15 protein-coding genes are annotated in these 18192 nt (G+C 42.0%); 4 read left to right on the forward strand and 11 right to left on the reverse strand.

Features of this window, described 5'->3' with window-relative positions; all coding sequences use genetic code 11:
- Positions 1 to 681: 681 nt before the first annotated feature.
- From AB4298_RS12855 to aroA, 9 genes are all read right to left on the reverse strand, one after another.
- Positions 682 to 1224 (reverse strand): DUF2058 domain-containing protein, encoded by a 543-nt coding sequence (locus AB4298_RS12855; RefSeq protein WP_249000798.1) that lies wholly within the window; start codon positions 1222 to 1224, stop codon positions 682 to 684.
- A gap of 39 nt (positions 1225 to 1263) precedes the next feature.
- Positions 1264 to 2070, reverse strand: a complete 807-nt coding sequence (locus AB4298_RS12860) for an SDR family oxidoreductase (protein WP_371987034.1) — start codon at positions 2068 to 2070, stop codon at positions 1264 to 1266.
- A gap of 74 nt (positions 2071 to 2144) precedes the next feature.
- Positions 2145 to 2840: an orotidine-5'-phosphate decarboxylase gene (pyrF, locus tag AB4298_RS12865; protein WP_249000796.1), complete on the reverse strand. Its 696-nt coding sequence runs from the start codon at positions 2838 to 2840 to the stop codon at positions 2145 to 2147.
- A gap of 61 nt (positions 2841 to 2901) precedes the next feature.
- Positions 2902 to 4062, reverse strand: a complete 1161-nt coding sequence (gene lapB / locus AB4298_RS12870; RefSeq protein ID WP_371987035.1) for a lipopolysaccharide assembly protein LapB — start codon at positions 4060 to 4062, stop codon at positions 2902 to 2904.
- Between the two features lies 1 nt (position 4063).
- Complete coding sequence (locus tag AB4298_RS12875; RefSeq protein WP_371987037.1) at positions 4064 to 4396, reverse strand: LapA family protein; 333 nt, start codon at positions 4394 to 4396, stop codon at positions 4064 to 4066.
- Between the two features lie 123 nt (positions 4397 to 4519).
- Complete coding sequence (ihfB, locus tag AB4298_RS12880; protein ID WP_220782316.1) at positions 4520 to 4807, reverse strand: integration host factor subunit beta; 288 nt, start codon at positions 4805 to 4807, stop codon at positions 4520 to 4522.
- 73 nt (positions 4808 to 4880) lie between these two features.
- Positions 4881 to 6548, reverse strand: coding sequence for a 30S ribosomal protein S1 (gene rpsA / locus AB4298_RS12885; protein ID WP_249000793.1), 1668 nt, complete (start codon positions 6546 to 6548; stop codon positions 4881 to 4883).
- A gap of 96 nt (positions 6549 to 6644) precedes the next feature.
- Positions 6645 to 7337, reverse strand: coding sequence for a (d)CMP kinase (gene cmk / locus AB4298_RS12890; protein WP_249000792.1), 693 nt, complete (start codon positions 7335 to 7337; stop codon positions 6645 to 6647).
- Between the two features lie 179 nt (positions 7338 to 7516).
- Positions 7517 to 8797 carry a 3-phosphoshikimate 1-carboxyvinyltransferase gene (aroA, locus tag AB4298_RS12895; protein ID WP_371987039.1) on the reverse strand — a complete coding sequence of 427 codons (1281 nt, stop codon included), beginning with the start codon at positions 8795 to 8797 and terminating at the stop codon, positions 7517 to 7519.
- A 433-nt stretch (positions 8798 to 9230) separates the two neighbouring features.
- Here aroA and AB4298_RS12900 point away from each other — a divergent pair, with 433 nt between their 5' ends.
- The gene (locus AB4298_RS12900) at positions 9231 to 10424 is read left to right on the forward strand and encodes an amino acid aminotransferase (RefSeq protein ID WP_371987041.1); all 1194 of its coding nucleotides are present in this window, start codon (positions 9231 to 9233) and stop codon (positions 10422 to 10424) included.
- 114 nt (positions 10425 to 10538) lie between these two features.
- Here the strand turns inward: AB4298_RS12900 and serC are convergent, their stop codons facing one another.
- The gene (gene serC, locus AB4298_RS12905; RefSeq protein ID WP_371987042.1) at positions 10539 to 11630 is read right to left on the reverse strand and encodes a 3-phosphoserine/phosphohydroxythreonine transaminase; all 1092 of its coding nucleotides are present in this window, start codon (positions 11628 to 11630) and stop codon (positions 10539 to 10541) included.
- A gap of 384 nt (positions 11631 to 12014) precedes the next feature.
- Here serC and AB4298_RS12910 point away from each other — a divergent pair, with 384 nt between their 5' ends.
- Complete coding sequence (locus AB4298_RS12910) at positions 12015 to 13172, forward strand: serine hydrolase domain-containing protein (protein ID WP_371987043.1); 1158 nt, start codon at positions 12015 to 12017, stop codon at positions 13170 to 13172.
- Positions 13173 to 13478: 306 nt separating this feature from the next.
- Here the strand turns inward: AB4298_RS12910 and gyrA are convergent, their stop codons facing one another.
- Positions 13479 to 16196, reverse strand: coding sequence for a DNA gyrase subunit A (gene gyrA / locus AB4298_RS12915; protein WP_249000787.1), 2718 nt, complete (start codon positions 16194 to 16196; stop codon positions 13479 to 13481).
- Positions 16197 to 16487: 291 nt separating this feature from the next.
- Between gyrA and ubiG the strand changes: the two genes are divergently transcribed.
- Together ubiG and AB4298_RS12925 are read left to right on the forward strand one after the other, a co-directional pair.
- The gene (gene ubiG, locus AB4298_RS12920) at positions 16488 to 17198 is read left to right on the forward strand and encodes a bifunctional 2-polyprenyl-6-hydroxyphenol methylase/3-demethylubiquinol 3-O-methyltransferase UbiG (RefSeq protein WP_371987044.1); all 711 of its coding nucleotides are present in this window, start codon (positions 16488 to 16490) and stop codon (positions 17196 to 17198) included.
- On the forward strand, positions 17194 to 17862 hold the full coding sequence (locus AB4298_RS12925) for an HAD family hydrolase (protein WP_371987059.1): 669 nt from the start codon (positions 17194 to 17196) through the stop codon (positions 17860 to 17862). Before ubiG ends, AB4298_RS12925 begins: the two co-directional genes overlap by 5 nt.
- Positions 17863 to 18192 lie beyond the last annotated feature (330 nt).

The following is an 18192-nucleotide window of genomic DNA, read 5'->3' on the forward strand; positions in this document are numbered from 1 at the left end:
ACCTTCGACGAAGAGCCTTAAATATACAGTTAAAGTTTCTGTATCACCTATAATATATAGGCTCCGTGTTTTTTATGACACGATAACAGTATATTAGGCAGAATTCCGAATAAGAACGGTCTTAATAAGACCGTTTGCAAATACTTTAATCGCTCAAGATTAACAGTAAACTAGAGTATCAACAATGGGTTATAACATAGAAAGAATAGATTCCCAGTTTCTTTGCCTGAGTGAAACAAAGAACCTCCGAGATTGCATAAAGTGCAATGTTCACGCAGGAATAAAAATCACTAAGCTCTGGCCTATATGATAATTCTGGGGCAGGTCTTGTACCTTGTGTCCCACATTAGCTTTTATAAGCTCAAAGCTTTAATTGTGCTATTTACCAGTTATATCAGTGAAAATGATTTTGGGGCATTCCGCGTTAGACACCAAGCAACACTAACCTAAATGAGTACGCCAATTATCCCGTGTAGATACGGCTTCGTGCTTCGATAACATGAATTTCATCACAAAGCGTATAGGGATATTTTCTGCTATAAAGAAGTGCAGCGTCTCGCAGCAGTGTCTGACATCCCCCGCAGGAAGCGATTGATAGCTACACGTTCAAACGGTCTATAAAACAAAAGCCACAATGAATGAATCATTATGGCTTTGTTCAATGCTGGTAAGTTGTGTTGGTTACCACATTAGATCATCTGGAATAACATAATCTGCATATGGGTCGTCTTCTTCAACAACTTCAGTGCTCTCTTCTTGAGTCCATAGGTAACCTACCCAAGCTGGCACTAATAAGTTAACCCGCTCAGCCAGTTTATGTGGTACCAAGTAACTCACTTCCTCGTGACGAAGGATCCCTAAGTGACCATTTAACAGTTCACTTTGCATCTTTTCAGAGACGTATAATGAGTAGATCTTGTTCTCGAAGGTAAAGTTAAACTTAATTTCTGCGTCTTTTGGTGCTGTAATCGCAAACTTTTTAAACTCGGTAACAAGACCACGTACCAAGCCTTTTTCAGATGCTTCTGCAAAACGCTGTTCATTTAGCTGTTTGTCTTTTTCAATCTGCGCTTGTTTCTTAGCAGCAATTTCTTGCTTTAAGGCTTCTGAGCCATCGTCAACTTTCGCTTTTCTATCACGACGCTTTTGCGTTTTAGTGTCTTTTACTTTCTGTTTACTGACTAAGCCTGCTTTTAACAGCTGCTCTTGAAATGGGTTTGCCATAGCTTTACTTCTCTATTTAACTTTACTTTATTTTTGTACTTAACCGCGTTGGGCCAATTGTCCAATCTCGGCAATAGCCGCTCCAGCACCACCTAATGACCAACCACCATCAACAGGTAATACAGTACCCGTTATGTAAGAGGCCATATCTGACGCTAAGAATAACGCCGCATTAGCAATATCATCACATTGTCCATTACGTCTTAACGGGACGCCTTTAGCGACATGTGCTTGTAATTCTGCAGTAGGTGCCAGTCTATCAAAACCTTCGGTGCCAGCGATAGGACCTGGAACAATAGAATTGATGCGGATCCCTTTACAGCCCCACTCTATTGCCAAGGTTTTAGTTAACATATCAACACCTGCTTTGGCGGCGCAAACGTGAACTTGCATTGGCATAGGTACATAGGCTTGTGGCGCTGAGATCTGAATAATGGCACCGCCCTGCTGTTTAATCAGTGGATAAGCTTGTTTTAGTACCTGAAAACTGCCTAACAGGTCGATATCCATGACGGATTTAAAACCATTTTCAGATAGATTTTCTGCAGTAGATGGGAAGTTACCTGCAGCGCCGCTGATTAGCACATCAATATGACCGAAGTGTTTTTCAATCTCTGCAAAACCTTGTTTTAAGGCTTGTAGATCTCTGACATCAAAACAAACACCCAGATGATTGCCGCTACTGTTTGCTTGCTGCAATTGTACAACTGCCGCAGTGACTTTGTCTTCACTGCGGCTTGCGACTGCAACGTTTGCACCCGCTTGAGAGAAGCGAATGGCAATACCTAGATTAATTCCACTGGTACCACCGACAACGACAACATTCTTTCCTTGATAGCTAAACATTGTGACTTCTCTCCTATAGGTTAATTTAAACCATTACATATGATTTATTTCCTAACCTACTAGGCATCAACGCATTACGCAATTGTTTGATAGATAGCTTGTAATGCTTTTAGTGGATCAGCCGCTTTGGTAATAGGACGGCCAATCACTAAATAATCAGATCCTGCAGTTAACGCTTGCGAAGGCGTCATGACTCGATGCTGATCGCCCTTGTCACTGCCCTCTGGGCGAATACCTGGCGTTATAAGCTTAAAGTCTTGGCCGAATTTTGCTTTTAACAAGCTAGATTCTTGAGCCGAGCAAACTACGCCATCTAGGCCTGCTTGTTTCGTTAGTGCCGCTAAACGCAATACGTGTTCAGATGCAGGCACATTGATACCTAGTAACTTAAGCTCTTCATCGCTCATTGAGGTTAAAACAGTTACAGCAATTAGCAGTGGCGCTTTGTCGCCGTATGGCTCAAGTGCACGTTTAGCCGCTTCCATCATTGCTAAGCCGCCAGTCGCGTGGATATTAGTCATCCATACGCCCAGCTCTGCTGCTGCGGTAACCGCTTTAGCGACTGTATTTGGGATATCGTGAAACTTGAGGTCTAAAAATAACTCGAATCCACGGCTGTGAATATCAGTCACTAATTGCGGACCAAACAGGGTAAACATTTCTTTGCCGACTTTAAGGCGGCACATCTCTGGATCTAATTGATCAATTAGCTGCAAAGCATCATTCTTATTATCATAGTCTAGGGCAACTAAAATAGGCTTGTCAGTCATTATCTCTCCAATCGCTTTGCGGGGTATTATCGGTTTTATGATTTAAATTAGCGACTAGTGGTTATTCACCATCTAGACCTCTAATTCTTTTAATGCTGCCCCACTGTTTACATGAGGGGCAATGCCAATATAATCTGTGCGACGGGAAACCACACTCTCTACAGCGGTAGCCCGGACGGTATTTAATCTGTTGCTCTACGAGTTGCTCAAGCATCGACAAACTCTTTTTAGCTTGCCCTTCTTCTGCTTGGATCAAATGCATTTTCATCAAATGCTGGAAACTTTTCATGGTTGGATGTCTTATTAACCCTTCCATAATCAACTTTTCAGCATCTTTAGGATGCCCTTGTTCAATCATGTGCTGCGCAAGCGTAATCGTCACGCTAGCGCCCGCGCCTTTTGCGATAGCTTCTCGCAATAACTCTTGATAGCCAATACTATCCTCTGTTAATAAGTACGTTTGCTTTGCGGTTGCAAGGACATCTGTAAACAGATCAACATCTGTATTAAGTAGTTTCTCAATTGCTTGTTTTGACGCTTTATAATCTTCTTGTTTTAAATATAGCTCTGCTAATGTTAATAATGCGCGCCCACAGTGAGCATCTTGTTTTATCGCTGATTGCAACTGCTTAAGTTTCTGATTTACGTCGTCTGATTCATTAGCTAACTCACAATAAAAATGAGCCGTTTCATGTTTGAGTTCAGTTTGGCGTTTACGCTTAAGCTTCTTAATGATATCTATCGCTTTTTGCCAATCTTTAGTGACTTGATAGATGGCTATAAGTTGAGTTTCAGCCTCTTCACTATGGTCTTCTTGGCTAACAAGATTAATAAAAATCTCTTCCGCGCGATCGTAGAAACCTGCTGCTAAGTAATCTTTACCAAGTTCCATCATCGCAATATCTCGCTGCTCTGTCGTTAAGCTTGGTCTTGCGATTAGATTTTGGTGAATGCGGATAGAGCGGTCAACTTCACCGCGTTTCCGAAATAGGGAACCTAAAGAAAGGTGAGTATCAATGGTGTCATCATCGACATCTAACATTGATATAAAAAGATCGACTGCTTTATCGGATTCATTCGACAATAGAAAATTAAGACCCGTAAAATAGTCACGGCTCAATTGTTTACGTTGGTTTGTCTGTTTTTGCCTGACACTTCTGCGGCCCATATACCAGCCATAACCAGCTGCGATAGGAAGAAGCAGAAAGAGGATCTCTAACATATTAAGCGTCTACTTCTTTGTCGTTACTTTGTTTAGCAATCATTGTTTTGGCTTGTGATTCGTCAATCGACGAATCGAGCAATTTGTCTTCAGCTAAAGCCAATTGTTTTTTAGTACGGCGCAATGCAAATTTAAGGCCTGCTATATGGTACATCGCGAATATCCAACTCACGATAAAACCTGCAAGGAAAACGGTGGCGAGAACCACTGGCAACCTAAATTCTCCTTGAGCAACAAAGTAGCTAATCGTTACGACTTGTTCGTTACGTGCCCCGAAGATAAGCGCTAGGAAAAAAAATGCAGCGACTAAAAAGGCAATAATAAATGACTTCACGTTAAGCTCCATTGAACGCGTAGGTAAACTTTGATTATCTAAGAAAATGAGAGAACTAGCTAGCTATACCTAAGTTTTAGATATAAAAAAGCCTCCTAATGGAGGCTTTTAATACAATGTAAATTACGAGTTAACAGCGTCAACACGTTCGCGCAGTTCTTTGCCTGGCTTAAAGTGCGGTACGTACTTGCCTTCCAATTCAACTGATGTTCCAGTCTTTGGGTTACGGCCAGTGCGTGGTGCACGATAATGAAGTGAGAAACTACCAAATCCACGGATCTCAATACGATCACCGGTTTCTAATGTATCGGCCATTTGCTCCAACATTTCTTTGATAGCTGCTTCCACTTCTTTCGCAGACAGCTGCGACTGCCTAGTGGCAAGTTTTTCGATTAGTTCGGATTTAGTCATCCTATACCCTCTATTTATCAAGCCAAACACAGTCACCTTTTAGGGGTGCAAGCACCCCTGAACTTCAAGGCGATTATTTACGAGCTGCTTTGAAAGCTTCAGCCATTGCGCTGCTCATTGCAACGTCATCTTGCTTGTTCAAGCTAGCCATTGCTTCTTTCTCTTCAGCTTCATCTTTCGCACGGATAGATAGGCTGATAGTGCGGTTCTTACGATCCACACCCATGAACTTAGATTCTACTTTATCACCTACAGCGTAAACTGTAGATGCATCTTCGATACGCTCACGAGAGATATCTGAAACGCGAAGGTAACCTTCAACAGTCTCAGCTAGTTCAATTGTAACACCTTTTGCGTCAACTGCTGTAACAACACCATGAACAACTACACCTTTCTTCTTATCAGCAAGGTATGCGTTGAATGGATCGTCTTCAGTTTGCTTAACGCCTAAGCTGATACGCTCACGCTCTGGGTCTACTGAAAGAACTACAGCGTGGATTTCGTCGCCTTTCTTGTATTCAGCAACTGCGTCTTCGCCAGTACCGTTCCAAGAAATATCAGAAAGGTGAACTAGACCGTCGATGCCGCCGTCAAGACCGATGAAGATACCGAAGTCAGTGATTGACTTGATCTTACCAGAAACTTTGTCGCCTTTGTTGAAACGCTCAGCGAAATCATCCCATGGGTTAGTCTTACATTGCTTAAGACCTAGAGAGATACGACGACGCTCTTCATCGATGTCAAGAACTAGAACTTCAACTTCGTCACCTAGGTTAACAACCTTAGATGGGTGGATGTTCTTGTTAGTCCAATCCATTTCAGAAACGTGAACAAGACCTTCAACGCCTTCTTCAATTTCAACGAAACAACCGTAGTCAGTTAGGTTAGTTACGCGACCAGTCAAACGTGTGTTTTCTGGGTAGCGCTTGCTGATTTCTAACCATGGATCTTCGCCAAGTTGCTTAAGACCTAGTGATACGCGTGTACGCTCACGGTCATACTTAAGAACTTTAACGTTGATTTCGTCACCAACATTAACGATTTCAGATGGGTGCTTAACACGCTTCCAAGCCATATCAGTGATATGTAGAAGACCGTCAACACCACCAAGATCAACGAATGCACCGTAGTCAGTAAGGTTCTTAACGATACCTTTAACTGATTGACCTTCTTGAAGGTTCTCAAGAAGAGCATCACGCTCTGCGCTGCTTTCAGATTCGATAACTGCACGACGAGAAACAACAACGTTGTTGCGCTTCTGGTCAAGCTTGATAACTTTGAATTCTAATTCTTTGTTTTCTAGGTGAGCTGTATCGCGAACTGGGCGAACATCTACTAGAGAACCAGGTAGGAATGCACGGATACCGTTTAATTCAACAGTGAAACCGCCTTTAACCTTACCATTGATGATACCGATTACAGTTTCAGCATCTTCGTACGCTTTTTCTAGAACGATCCAAGCTTCGTGACGCTTAGCTTTCTCACGAGAAAGTTGAGTTTCACCAAAACCATCTTCAACAGAGTCAAGAGCTACGTCAACTTCGTCGCCAACTGCGATTTCTAGAGCGCCTTGAGCGTTCTTGAACTGTTCAGCTGGGATTGGGCTTTCAGACTTAAGACCTGCGTCAACTAGTACCATACCGTTTTCGATGGCTACAACTACACCACGTACGATAGAACCAGGACGGAATTCAAGTTCATTAAGGGATTGTTCAAATAGATCAGCAAAAGATTCAGTCATGTTTAAGTTACTTTCTTTATAAACCACGGACCATCCTGGACGTGGAGTCAGATTAATAATTCGTTCCATCCATGTAACGAATAGTTAAGTACCTACTTATGCAGGTACTTGAAGTTTTTTATGAATATGCGTTAGTGCTAAGTCCAACACATCTTCAATGTTTATATTAGTCGTATCGATAACTAGTGCGTCTTCGGCAGGCACCAAAGGAGCGACACTACGATTCATATCGCGGTCGTCACGCTCTTTAATCTCAGACAAAAGTTGATCGATATTAACATCGAAGCCCTTGTCCTGCAACTGATTATAGCGTCTTTGCGCCCTTTCTTCCGCTGATGCAGTTAAATACAATTTAGCGGGTGTCGCAGGGAATACGATTGTTCCCATGTCACGTCCGTCAGCAATAAGACCAGGGGCTTCAGCAAAAGCACGCTGGCGACGTAATAACGCTTCCCTAACACGAGGGAACGCGGCGACCTTAGAAGCGGCATTAGAGCATTCTTGACTACGTATCGTAAGTGACACGTCTTCGCCCTCTAATACAACTTTAATTCCTTTATTTTCGTTACCCGTAATGAACTGCACATCTAAATGCGCTGCAAGTAGGGTCAACGACTCCTCGTTATCCAGTTCTACGTTGTGATGAATAGCGGCTAAGGCTAATACACGGTAGATCGCACCACTGTCGAGTAACTTGTAGCCTAAACGCTCAGCAAGTAACTGACTAATAGTACCTTTTCCCGCACCGCTTGGGCCGTCAACAGTGACAACAGGCGCCCTTTCTGACATAAAATCCTCCACAAGAAATTCCATCTTCCTTGATATAACTGAAAAATGAGCGCGCGCAGTATAAACCAAGTAACTTGAGAAAGCGGTAAAAACTTCAAATATTCGGGAACTTGATTCAGCAAACTGTCAGGTTGCGAGTGCGCAACCTGACTTATATCATAGCCTACAGAATTATATTGTTATTGTGCGAGAGCTTTGAATTGATTGAAATAGTCCGGAAATGTTTTTGACGTACATTCGGGCTCATTAATCGTTATGCCACAATCAGCAAAAGCCATCATAGAAAAACACATTGCCATACGGTGATCATTATAGGTATCGATTGCCGCAGTATTGAGCACCTCTGGAGGTGTCACGCTAATATAATCGTGCCCTTCATCAACTATCGCACCGACCTTTCGCAGTTCAGTCGCCATAGCCGCAAGACGGTCAGTCTCTTTTATACGCCAGTTATAGATATTACGAATATGGGTGGTACCCGTTGCGAACAAGGCCGCCGTTGCGATAGTCATTGCAGCATCAGGGATATGATTCATGTCCAAATCAACAGCTGTTAACTTTGCTTGGCGAGCAATAATATAATCGTCGCCCCACTCTATTTCTGCGCCCATTTGTTCAAGCACATCAGCAAACTTAACATCGCCTTGGATAGATAGCTTACCAACGCCTGTAACTTTTACTTCACCGCCTTTAATCGCACCAGCAGCTAAAAAGTATGAAGCAGATGATGCGTCGCCTTCAACTAACACTTTGCCAGGTGAAACATAACGTTGGCCCGCTTTGATGACGAAAGATACGTAATCATTATTTTCAACCGTTACGCCGAACTGAGCCATTAATGCTAAGGTAATATCAATATAAGGCTTAGATACGAGCTCCCCCTTAATTTTGATATTTACATCACCTTGAGCCAGCGGTGCAACCATTAAAAGCGCAGTTAAGAATTGGCTAGACAAGTCGCCAGCTATTTCAACATCACCGCCGTTAAGACCAGTTGAGTTAATCGTGAGTGGCGGGAAGCCTTCCACTTTAAGGTAATCGACTTCAGCACCTAATTGACGAAGCGCATCAACGAGATCACCAATAGGCCGTTCTTCCATACGCGGTTCACCTGTTAATGTGAACTGACCTTGGCCTAAGGTCAGTGCAGCGCACAAAGGACGCATAGCCGTACCTGCATTGCCTAAAAATAGCGTTTGTGGTTCAAGGGAATTAAGTGGACCAGCGAGGCCGTCTAACTCACAAACTGTATTATTTTCGGAAAGTCGATAGTTCACGCCCAACTGCTTTAACGATGCCAACATATAACGAATATCGTCAGAATCTAATAAGTTGGTGAGTGTCGTAGTTCCCTCTGCAAGGGTGGCCAATAATAAAGCGCGATTTGAAATACTTTTTGAACCAGGGATATTAATCGTACCTGACACTTTTTCAATCGGCTCTAAACGTAATTGATTCATTGCGTACTTCTTATTATTGCTGCAGGAGTCAAACTCGCCTGCGGGTTAACAGTAGATGTTCATGCTAATTGGCTGTGATTAAACAGAGCGGTCTGTTTTTAAAATGGCATCACGACAAAATGCCAGCCACTTTGCGTTTGTTTGAACTTCGTAGGTATAAAGTTACTCATTGACGCGTAGGATTCAACACTTTTTTACTAAAATAGGCCTTTAATAGGTAAATTATGTTCAAGTAAGAAAAATGACAACTTATTTCAGCCTGTAAATACCATCATCATGACTAAAAATAAGTAAGTGGAATATTTAATTGCCAAAATAATTCACCATGAAAAATACCTTTAAAGCTGTTCAATTTAAGGATGAATACGTTACTCTAATCCTATAATGATAAGCGGCTTAACAATAGCCGAACACAAAAAAGGTAATTACAGCCATGTTCAACAAATTGACCGCTATGCCAGCTGATCCAATCTTAGGCTTGCTTACAAAATACCGCGAAGATACACATTATCAAAAAGTGGATTTAGGAGTTGGGGTCTATAAAGATGAATCGGGCCATACACCTATTCTTGACTGTGTAAAAAGAGCTGAAAAGTTTCGTTTAGATACGGAGTCAACCAAAGTTTACATCGGACCAACAGGATCACCAGACTTTAATCGCTTAATGTCAGAGCTTGCTTTTGGTATCGATAACCCTGCCTTATTGGCCAACCGAGTACGCACAGTCTCAACCCCTGGCGGTACCGGCGCCCTTCGTGTTGCAGCAGACTTTATTAAGCGCTGCAATCCAAATGCGACGCTGTGGGTAAGCGACCCAACCTGGGCAAACCATACTGGTTTATTTGAAGCAGCAGGGATCACGGTAAAAACCTATCCTTATTATGATTATGACAGTAAATCGCTCAAATTTACTGAAATGAAAGCGGCACTGTCAAACGTTAGTGCTGATGATGTGGTGCTGCTGCACGCTTGCTGTCACAACCCAAGCGGCATGGACTTAACCACAGTACAATGGGATGAGATTATTGCGCTTACTGTTGAGCAAGGCTTTACCCCGCTTATCGATATGGCATACCAAGGTTTTGGAGACGGTGTTGATGAAGACGCCTATGGCGTGCGTAAGATGGCAGCTGCAGTCAATAACATGATTTTATGTAGCTCATGCTCGAAGAACTTTGGCTTATACCGTGAGCGGATTGGGGCTTGTACCATCATAGGTAGTGATGCGTCTCGTGCAGATATTGCATTCTCGGTACTGTTATATGTCGTTCGTTGTATTTATTCTATGCCGCCAGCCCACGGCGCAGCCATTGTTGAAACGATTTTAGGTTCAGAAGAATTAAAACAACAATGGTTAGATGAACTAACCGTAATGCGTGAGCGTATAAACGGTAATCGAGCAATGCTAGTCAATAAGCTCAAGCAAAAAGGAGTACAGCGTAACTTTGACTTTATTGCAGCGCAAAAAGGCATGTTCTCGTTCTTAGGCATAACCGAAGATCAAGTCGCAGAACTACAGCAGCACTATAGCGTTTATATGGTCGACTCTAGCCGTATTAGTATTGCTGGCATTGGCACTGGCAATGTGGATTATTTAGCTGAATCTATCGCTAAAGTGATTTCGTAACGTCACCATCAGTACTGATATCAACGACTTGCGCACAAGCATTACCAGCTAAAGCAAGTAGCAATAAAAAGCCGATAATATTGTCATTATCGGCTTTTTTAATATCAGCATATATTAACTATTTTCTGTAGCAAATTGCTTCATAAAGCTCACTAACGCATCAACACCTTCTATAGGCATTGCGTTGTAAAGACTTGCGCGCATCCCGCCAACACTGCGATGGCCTTTAAGTGCAACTAACCCAGCCGCTTTAGCTTGCTCTAAAAACAATCCATCCAATACCTCATTGGCTAATTGGAATGTCACGTTCATTCGACTGCGGTTTTGCTTGGCTACGCCACTCACATAGAATTCAAGCTCATCGATGCATTGGTAAAGGCGCTGCGCCTTTTCAATGTTAGCCTGTTCCATTTGTGCGACACCACCGCTTGCTTTAAGCCAGCTAAAGACTTCTGCCGCTAGGTACCAAGCAAATGTTGGCGGCGTGTTATACATCGAATCATTTTTTACTGCTAAGCGATAATCCATAATCGATGATTGTGGCAAGCTTGGAAGTGCCAGCAGATCATCACGGACAATTACAATACTTAGACCTGATGGACCAATGTTCTTTTGAGCGCCCGCATAAATCAAACCAAACTGACTGACATCGATATTGCGCGATAGAATATTTGAAGACATATCGGCGACTACTGGCCAAGGACTATTTAACTGTTCAAAGATCTCGATGCCATCAACAGTCTCATTCGGACAATAATGAACATAACGGTAATCTTTATCGATTACACTTAAATCAGGCAAACAAACCTGCTTTACACCGTCAACTAAATCTACAATGTTGAGCGTATCAACATTGTTTTCGCCAGCAAGCGTTATCGCTTCTTCTACTGCCGCTTGAGACCAGCTGCCATCAACAAGGTATAGCGCCTTACCGTCATTACCTAAAAAGTTATTTACTACGGCAGAAAACTGCCCTCGCCCACCACCATGCATAAATAAAACATGGTAATTAGCAGGGATCTGCATCAACTCTCGTAAATCAGACTCGGCTTGTTCGGTTAACGCGATAAATTCCTTACTGCGATGACTGACTTCCATTACGGAAACACCTTGGTCATTCCAATTCAATAATTCTTTCTGAGCCTTTTGCATTACAGCTTGAGGCAACATCGCAGGGCCTGCACAGAAATTAAAAATCGCGCTCACAGTATGATCCTTCTATCGTTATTAGTAGATACATTAGGTTATTTGCATTCTGATTAGCAGTATATCCTAACTGCAGTATTGCTAACATGAAAAATTCCATCGAATGTTCTTCGCCATCATTTTGGTTAATAAGGTGTTTTTATTTTCATATTAGTGACTGTTTTTGTTAAAATTAGCTTCAATAAGTTTATAAAGGCTCGCAAAAATGACTAAATTGCCAAATAACGACACTAAGGCATAGCTTTAGCTATTTTTCCTGTCTAAAAAACGAACCATTAAATTTAACATCTAACGCAAAACTTAAAGTAACTACATTAATTAGTTGCTATGTATAAAAGTAAAATATACTAACCAGACCGTTTAAACGGCACATTGGATCTGTACATGTTTTTAAAACCTATGTTTGTTTTCGGCGCACTATCTATTAGCGCTACTCTACCTTTGCAACAGGCCTTTGCTGCACAATCTCCATATTCACCGCTTGCAGATAGCTTTAAAAAACAATTCCATAAAGAGTTAAAAAGTAACAAAGTGCCTGGCGGCGCCTTTGTTATTGTTGATACTGATAAAGTGATAAAATTAAGCAGCTATGGTAAACGTAGCAAAGGTGGCAGCAAAAATATTAACGCAGATACCGTATTTAGACTTGCCTCGGTTTCAAAAACATTTGCGGGCACACTAGCTTCTATGCTCGTTAATGAAGGGAAACTTGACTGGCAACAGCCTATTACTCGTTATGTTCCTGAATTTAGTTTAGCCAATGGGCAACTAACAAAAGATATCAACCTTGGGCATATTGTTGGTCATAGTACGGGATTAATGCCTAATAGTTATGACAACCTGATAAATAGCAATGTAAAGATGACTAAGATCATCGATATGTTTGATGAGCTTACGCCTATATGTAAACCGGGGATTTGCTATGGATATCAAAATGTGGCGTTTTCATTTATTCAAAGTGCTATTGAAAAAGAGTCTAAACATAGTTATCAAGACTTATTACAACAACGAATCTTTTCACCGTTAAAAATGAACTCAGCTTCAGTCGGTTACAATGCTTTTCAACAAACAAAGAATCGCGCAGAACCTCATGTCAAAACCAAGCATGGATTTAAACAAGTCAAAGTAAAGCCTAACTACTATCAACTTGCACCTGCTGCTGGCGTCAATGCCAGCATTAATGATATGTCGAAGTGGCTAATAGCTAACTTAGGCCAAAATCCTGATATTCTGCCCGTTAGCATTATTAGAGATGTCACCAGCCCAGGCGTTAAAACGACAAGAGAGCTGCGACGCCGTGACTGGCGACAATACCTAGATAGCGCACACTACGGTAAAGGCTGGCGCGTATATGAATTTAATGGCCGTCCACTAATCTATCATGCGGGATGGGTTGCAGGTTATGTGGCAGAGATCTCTTACTCACCTGAGTTAAATATTGGTATGGCAATGTTACTCAATGGCGAATCACGAGTCATTGCACAGTTAAGTTCAACGTTCTGGCGAGACGCATTTAAACAAGCAGATAAGCTCGGGATGTAAATCCAAGTCACTGAATCAAATCTATCGTTTAAAGCTTAAAATAGCCACCAATCAAAGGGTGGCTTTTTTATTTTAGGCCTTTAAAGATGGCTTCAACCTCAACGGAGAGCTAACTAAAAAGCAATGACTTTTAACGCAAGACCTAGAGTTGCTTGGATAATAGTTACTTTCTAAAAATCAGACGATTGTAGTAAAGCTTATTAAAAACTTTGATCGTTGTTTTTGATAAGCTTTATTCATAAAGTAAAAAAGGATGCCAATGGCATCCTTTTTTCATAAGACTAACTAATCACCATTCAGATGCAATTAATCTTCTGTCTTTGGAGTGTCAGTACTTTCCGCTTGCGCATCTTCCGAACTAGTCACTTCTTGACCTTCAGTTTCAGAGGTCGCTTCAGTGACGATAGGATTACCCTCTTCATCAAGCTCTACTTCTGGTACCTGAATTTCATCGATACGCTGTAGACCAACAACTTTCTCTTCTTCAGCAGTACGAATAATTGTCACACCTTGAGTGTTACGACCAATAGTCGACACACCTTCAGCTGGAGTTCTAACCAACGTGCCCTTATTACTAATTAGCATGATTTCGTCATTACCGCCAACTTGTACAGCACCGACTACGGCACCATTACGTTCGCTAACTTTAATAGACACCACGCCCTTAGTACCACGACTCTTAGCTGGGTATTCAGAAAGTTCTGTACGCTTACCGTAACCGTTTTCAGTCACAGTTAAGATAGCGCCGTCACCTTTTGGTACGATTAACGAAACGACAGTTTGACCATCTTCGAGCTTAATACCACGAACACCTGTAGCAGTACGGCCCATAGCACGAAGAGCAACAATTTCTTCGCCTGTTTCAGGGTCAATCTTCACTTCACCCGTTTCAGAGCTACGCGCTTTTTCATTAAAGCGAACGACTTTACCTTCGTTAGAGAACAGCATGATGTCGTCGTTACCGTCGGTAATATCAACACCAATCAACTGATCGCCATCTTTCAGGTTAACCGCGATAATACCGTTTGCGCGTGGATTGCTGTATGCCGTTAATGCTGTCTTCTTCACCGTACCGTGTGATGTTGCCATGATAATGTACTTATCTTCAGCATATTCACGTACAGGTAGAATTGCAGTAATGCGCTCACCTTCAGCCAATGGCAATAAGTTAACAATTGGGCGACCACGAGCTGTGCGGCTAGCTAGTGGTAACTGGTAAACCTTCAGCCAGTACATCTTGCCAAAGTCAGAGAAACACAAAATGGTATCGTGAGTGTTAGCAACCAATAGTTTCTCTACGAAATCTTCGTCTTTCACTTTAGTCGCTGCTTTACCCTTACCACCACGGCGTTGTGCTTGGTAATCAGTCAATGCTTGGTACTTAGCGTAACCCAGATGTGACAATGTCACGACAACGTCTTCTTCATTGATCAAGTCTTCTAGACTCATATCAACTTCGTTAGCGTTGATCACTGTTCGACGCTCATCACCAAAGTTCGTTAGCACCTCTTCTAACTCTTCTTTGATCACTTCCATCAAGCGCTGTGGGCTAGCTAGAATATGCAGTAATTCAGCAATAATTTGAAGAAGCTCTTCATACTCAGCAATAATCTTATCGTGTTCTAAACCGGTTAAGCGGTGAAGGCGCAATTCAAGAATCGCTTGTGCTTGCTGTTCCGTTAAGAAGTATTGGCCATCACGAATTCCGTACTCTGGCTCTAACCATTCAGGACGTGCTGCATCATCACCTGCTTTTTCAAGCATACCTTTAACATGACCAAGCTCCCAACCTTGCGCAACAAGCTTAACTTTCGCTTCTGCTGGCGTTGGAGATGCTTTAATTAAAGCAATAATTGGATCGATGTTAGCTAATGCTACCGCTAATGCTTCTAGAATATGTGCACGCTCACGCGCTTTACGCAATTCAAATACAGTACGACGAGTTACTACTTCACGACGGTGAAGAATAAAGCACTCTAGCATCTCTTTTAGGTTAAACAGTTTAGGCTGACCATTAGTCAGCGCTACCATGTTAATACCAAAAGAACATTGCATTTGTGTTTGTGCATAAAGGTTATTTAGTACAACCTCACCCACTTCACCGCGCTTGATCTCGATAACAATACGCATACCGTCTTTGTCAGACTCGTCGCGCAGGCCGCTAATGCCTTCAATCTTTTTATCTTTAACTAGCTCGGCAATCTTTTCAATCAGACGCGCTTTGTTAACTTGATATGGAATTTCATGAACGATAATACGTTCACGACCATTCTCTTCCTCGATTTCAGCGCGAGCACGCATTACAGCACGACCACGGCCTGTTTTGTATGCGTCGATAATGCCCTTACGGCCATTAATGATTGCTGCTGTTGGGAAATCAGGACCTGGAATGTATTCCATTAACTGTTCAATAGATAACGCTGGTTCTTCAATCAGCGCTAAACAACCCGCAATCACTTCACTTAAGTTATGTGGAGGAATGTTAGTTGCCATACCAACAGCAATACCTGACGAGCCATTCACTAGTAATGTAGGAATACGTGTCGGTAATACTGCTGGAATAAATTCAGTACCATCGTAGTTAGGTACAAAATCTACGGTTTCTTTTTCTAAGTCAGCGAGTAATTGATGCGCCACCTTGTCCATACGGATTTCGGTATAACGCATTGCCGCTGCCGCATCACCGTCAACAGAACCGAAGTTACCTTGACCGTCAATAAGTGGGTAACGCATTGAGAATGGCTGAGCCAAACGAACAATTGTGTCATATACGGCTGTATCACCATGTGGGTGATATTTACCAATTACGTCACCAACAACACGAGCAGACTTTTTATAAGGCTTGTTCCAGTCGTTTTTCAGTTCGCTCATGGCGAACAGTACGCGACGGTGCACAGGCTTTAAACCGTCACGAACGTCCGGTAGTGCACGGCCAACAATTACACTCATGGCGTAATCTAAGTATGAATTTTTTAATTCGTCTTCAATATTAATTGGTGTTATAGATGAAGCCAGATCAGTCATAAACTGCTCGATCCCCTGAAATTTAGCGTGCTATTCCTTTTTCCTAGAATAGCTATGCTTGAAAACGTGATTTGGCATTCTAACACAGTTATTTGATGGCGCTAGACCCAAATTTGGATTCATTTTAAATAAGCGACAAAAGCTAATTCACTTGATTAAAATCAAGGCATAAGCGCATTAATTGCCCACTTTGTACAATAAGTATCAAACAGCTCTATAACTGCTTTGTTTCTTAGCGCTAATCATTATAATGTGGCCAAAAGACGGATTTGTCGCTCTGAGGTAATTTAAGTGCAAACACATAATAATGTCGATCCACAAGAGATTGCGAAATTTGAGAAAATGGCCGCCACATGGTGGGATCCAAATGGCGAATTTAAGCCGTTGCATAATTTAAACCCATTACGCCTTAACTATATCGACCAGACTGCAGGCGGAATATTTGGCAAACAAGTTTTAGATGTCGGTTGCGGCGGCGGTATTTTGTCTGAAAGTATGGCTAAAATAGGTGCCAACGTAACAGGTCTAGACATGGGTGACGAACCGCTTGATGTTGCAAGACTACATGCACTCGAATCCGGCGTTAGCATTAACTACGTTAAAAACACTGCCGAAGCGCACAGGGATGAACACCGTGGCCAATACGACGTTGTAACCTGTATGGAAATGCTTGAGCATGTTCCAGACCCAAGTTCTGTCATTCAGGCCTGTGCCGATATGGTTAAACCAGGTGGATATGTATTCTTCTCAACCATTAATCGTAATATTCGTGCTTATATAGAGACTATCCTCGGCGCTGAGTATCTATTAAAGATGTTGCCTGTGGGTACCCACGATCATAATAAATTTATTAAACCTTCGGAATTAATCGGACTTGCAGATCAAGCTGAGTTGTTTTGTAAGGACGCTGTTGGGATAACTTATAACCCAATCACTGATATTTTTAGATACACCAAAAGTTTAGAAGTTAATTACATGATTGCTACAGTCAAACATGATTAAGGCTAAGCAGATTAAAGGCGTGCTATTTGATTTAGATGGCACGCTTGCTGATACCGCCCCGGACATGGTCACAGCGTTAAATATGACCCTTCAAGTAAATGGATACGAACCAGTGCCATTTGCTCAGTTAAGAGCTAGCGCTTCTCATGGCAGTATTGCCATGATTAAAACAGCGATACCGAAAGTAAAAGATGATGAAATCCCAGCGCTACAACAATCGCTGTTTGATCATTATCAACAGGTAAATGGCGATAATTGCAAACTATTTTCGGGGCTGGAAAACTTTTTACAACGGCTAACTGAACTTGCAATTCCTTATGGCGTCATAACGAATAAACCAGCACGTTTTACTCGACCACTGCTAAACCGACTCGGTTTAACCCCTCAAATGCCAGCCATAGTCAGTGGCGATACGACTTTGCACTCCAAGCCCCATACAGCGCCAATGTTCTTAGGCGCCCAGCAACTCAAAGTGTCTCCTAAGCATATTTTATATTTAGGTGATGCAGAGCGAGATTTAATCGCAGCAAAAGCTGCTGGTATGATATCAGGGCTTGCAGCATGGGGTTATATAAGCGATCAGGATAACCCAAACGCCTGGCCAGCAGATTTAAGCTTTGTATCTGGTGAGCAATTAGTCGAATTTTTCAGTAAATTAGGTTAAAAACCAGACTAGATAATAAACATGTTCCACTTTGATTTGCGTCATTTTAGAATAGTTTTAAATCAACAGCGCTTCCGGCAACGGTTGATTGTTTTCACAAAGTATAACTTAGCACTTTGCGCCACTTAAAATGATCGCTAACGATCGCTCAAGTAAACTGCGATCTTAACGATCATTTTTATTTGCTTAAATCTTCTCCATTCACAAGGAAGTCAAATCAAAACAAGCTTTAACGGTTAGCCTTTACTAACACTTAAGATTATCCTCAAGATATCCACAACTTGTCCCATAAATTCCCACTTGCAAAAATCCCATAACCTCACTATCTTG

The sequence above is a fragment of the Shewanella sp. 10N.261.52.F9 genome (genome assembly GCF_041471165.1).
Taxonomy (GTDB): Bacteria; Pseudomonadota; Gammaproteobacteria; order Enterobacterales; family Shewanellaceae; genus Shewanella; species Shewanella marinintestina.

Bases quoted from the DNA above. Each gene is read 5' to 3' on its own strand.
- AB4298_RS12855 (WP_249000798.1), bottom strand. From the start codon at position 1,224: ATGGCAAACCCATTTCAAGAGCAGCTGTTAAAAGCAGGCTTAGTCAGT.
- AB4298_RS12860 (WP_371987034.1), bottom strand. From the start codon at position 2,070: ATGTTTAGCTATCAAGGAAAGAATGTTGTCGTTGTCGGTGGTACCAGT.
- pyrF (WP_249000796.1), bottom strand. From the start codon at position 2,840: ATGACTGACAAGCCTATTTTAGTTGCCCTAGACTATGATAATAAGAAT.
- lapB (WP_371987035.1), bottom strand. From the start codon at position 4,062: ATGTTAGAGATCCTCTTTCTGCTTCTTCCTATCGCAGCTGGTTATGGC.
- ihfB (WP_220782316.1), bottom strand. From the start codon at position 4,807: ATGACTAAATCCGAACTAATCGAAAAACTTGCCACTAGGCAGTCGCAG.
- rpsA (WP_249000793.1), bottom strand. From the start codon at position 6,548: ATGACTGAATCTTTTGCTGATCTATTTGAACAATCCCTTAATGAACTT.
- cmk (WP_249000792.1), bottom strand. From the start codon at position 7,337: ATGTCAGAAAGGGCGCCTGTTGTCACTGTTGACGGCCCAAGCGGTGCG.
- aroA (WP_371987039.1), bottom strand. From the start codon at position 8,797: ATGAATCAATTACGTTTAGAGCCGATTGAAAAAGTGTCAGGTACGATT.
- AB4298_RS12900 (WP_371987041.1), top strand. From the start codon at position 9,231: ATGTTCAACAAATTGACCGCTATGCCAGCTGATCCAATCTTAGGCTTG.
- AB4298_RS12910 (WP_371987043.1), top strand. From the start codon at position 12,015: ATGTTTTTAAAACCTATGTTTGTTTTCGGCGCACTATCTATTAGCGCT.
- gyrA (WP_249000787.1), bottom strand. From the start codon at position 16,196: ATGACTGATCTGGCTTCATCTATAACACCAATTAATATTGAAGACGAA.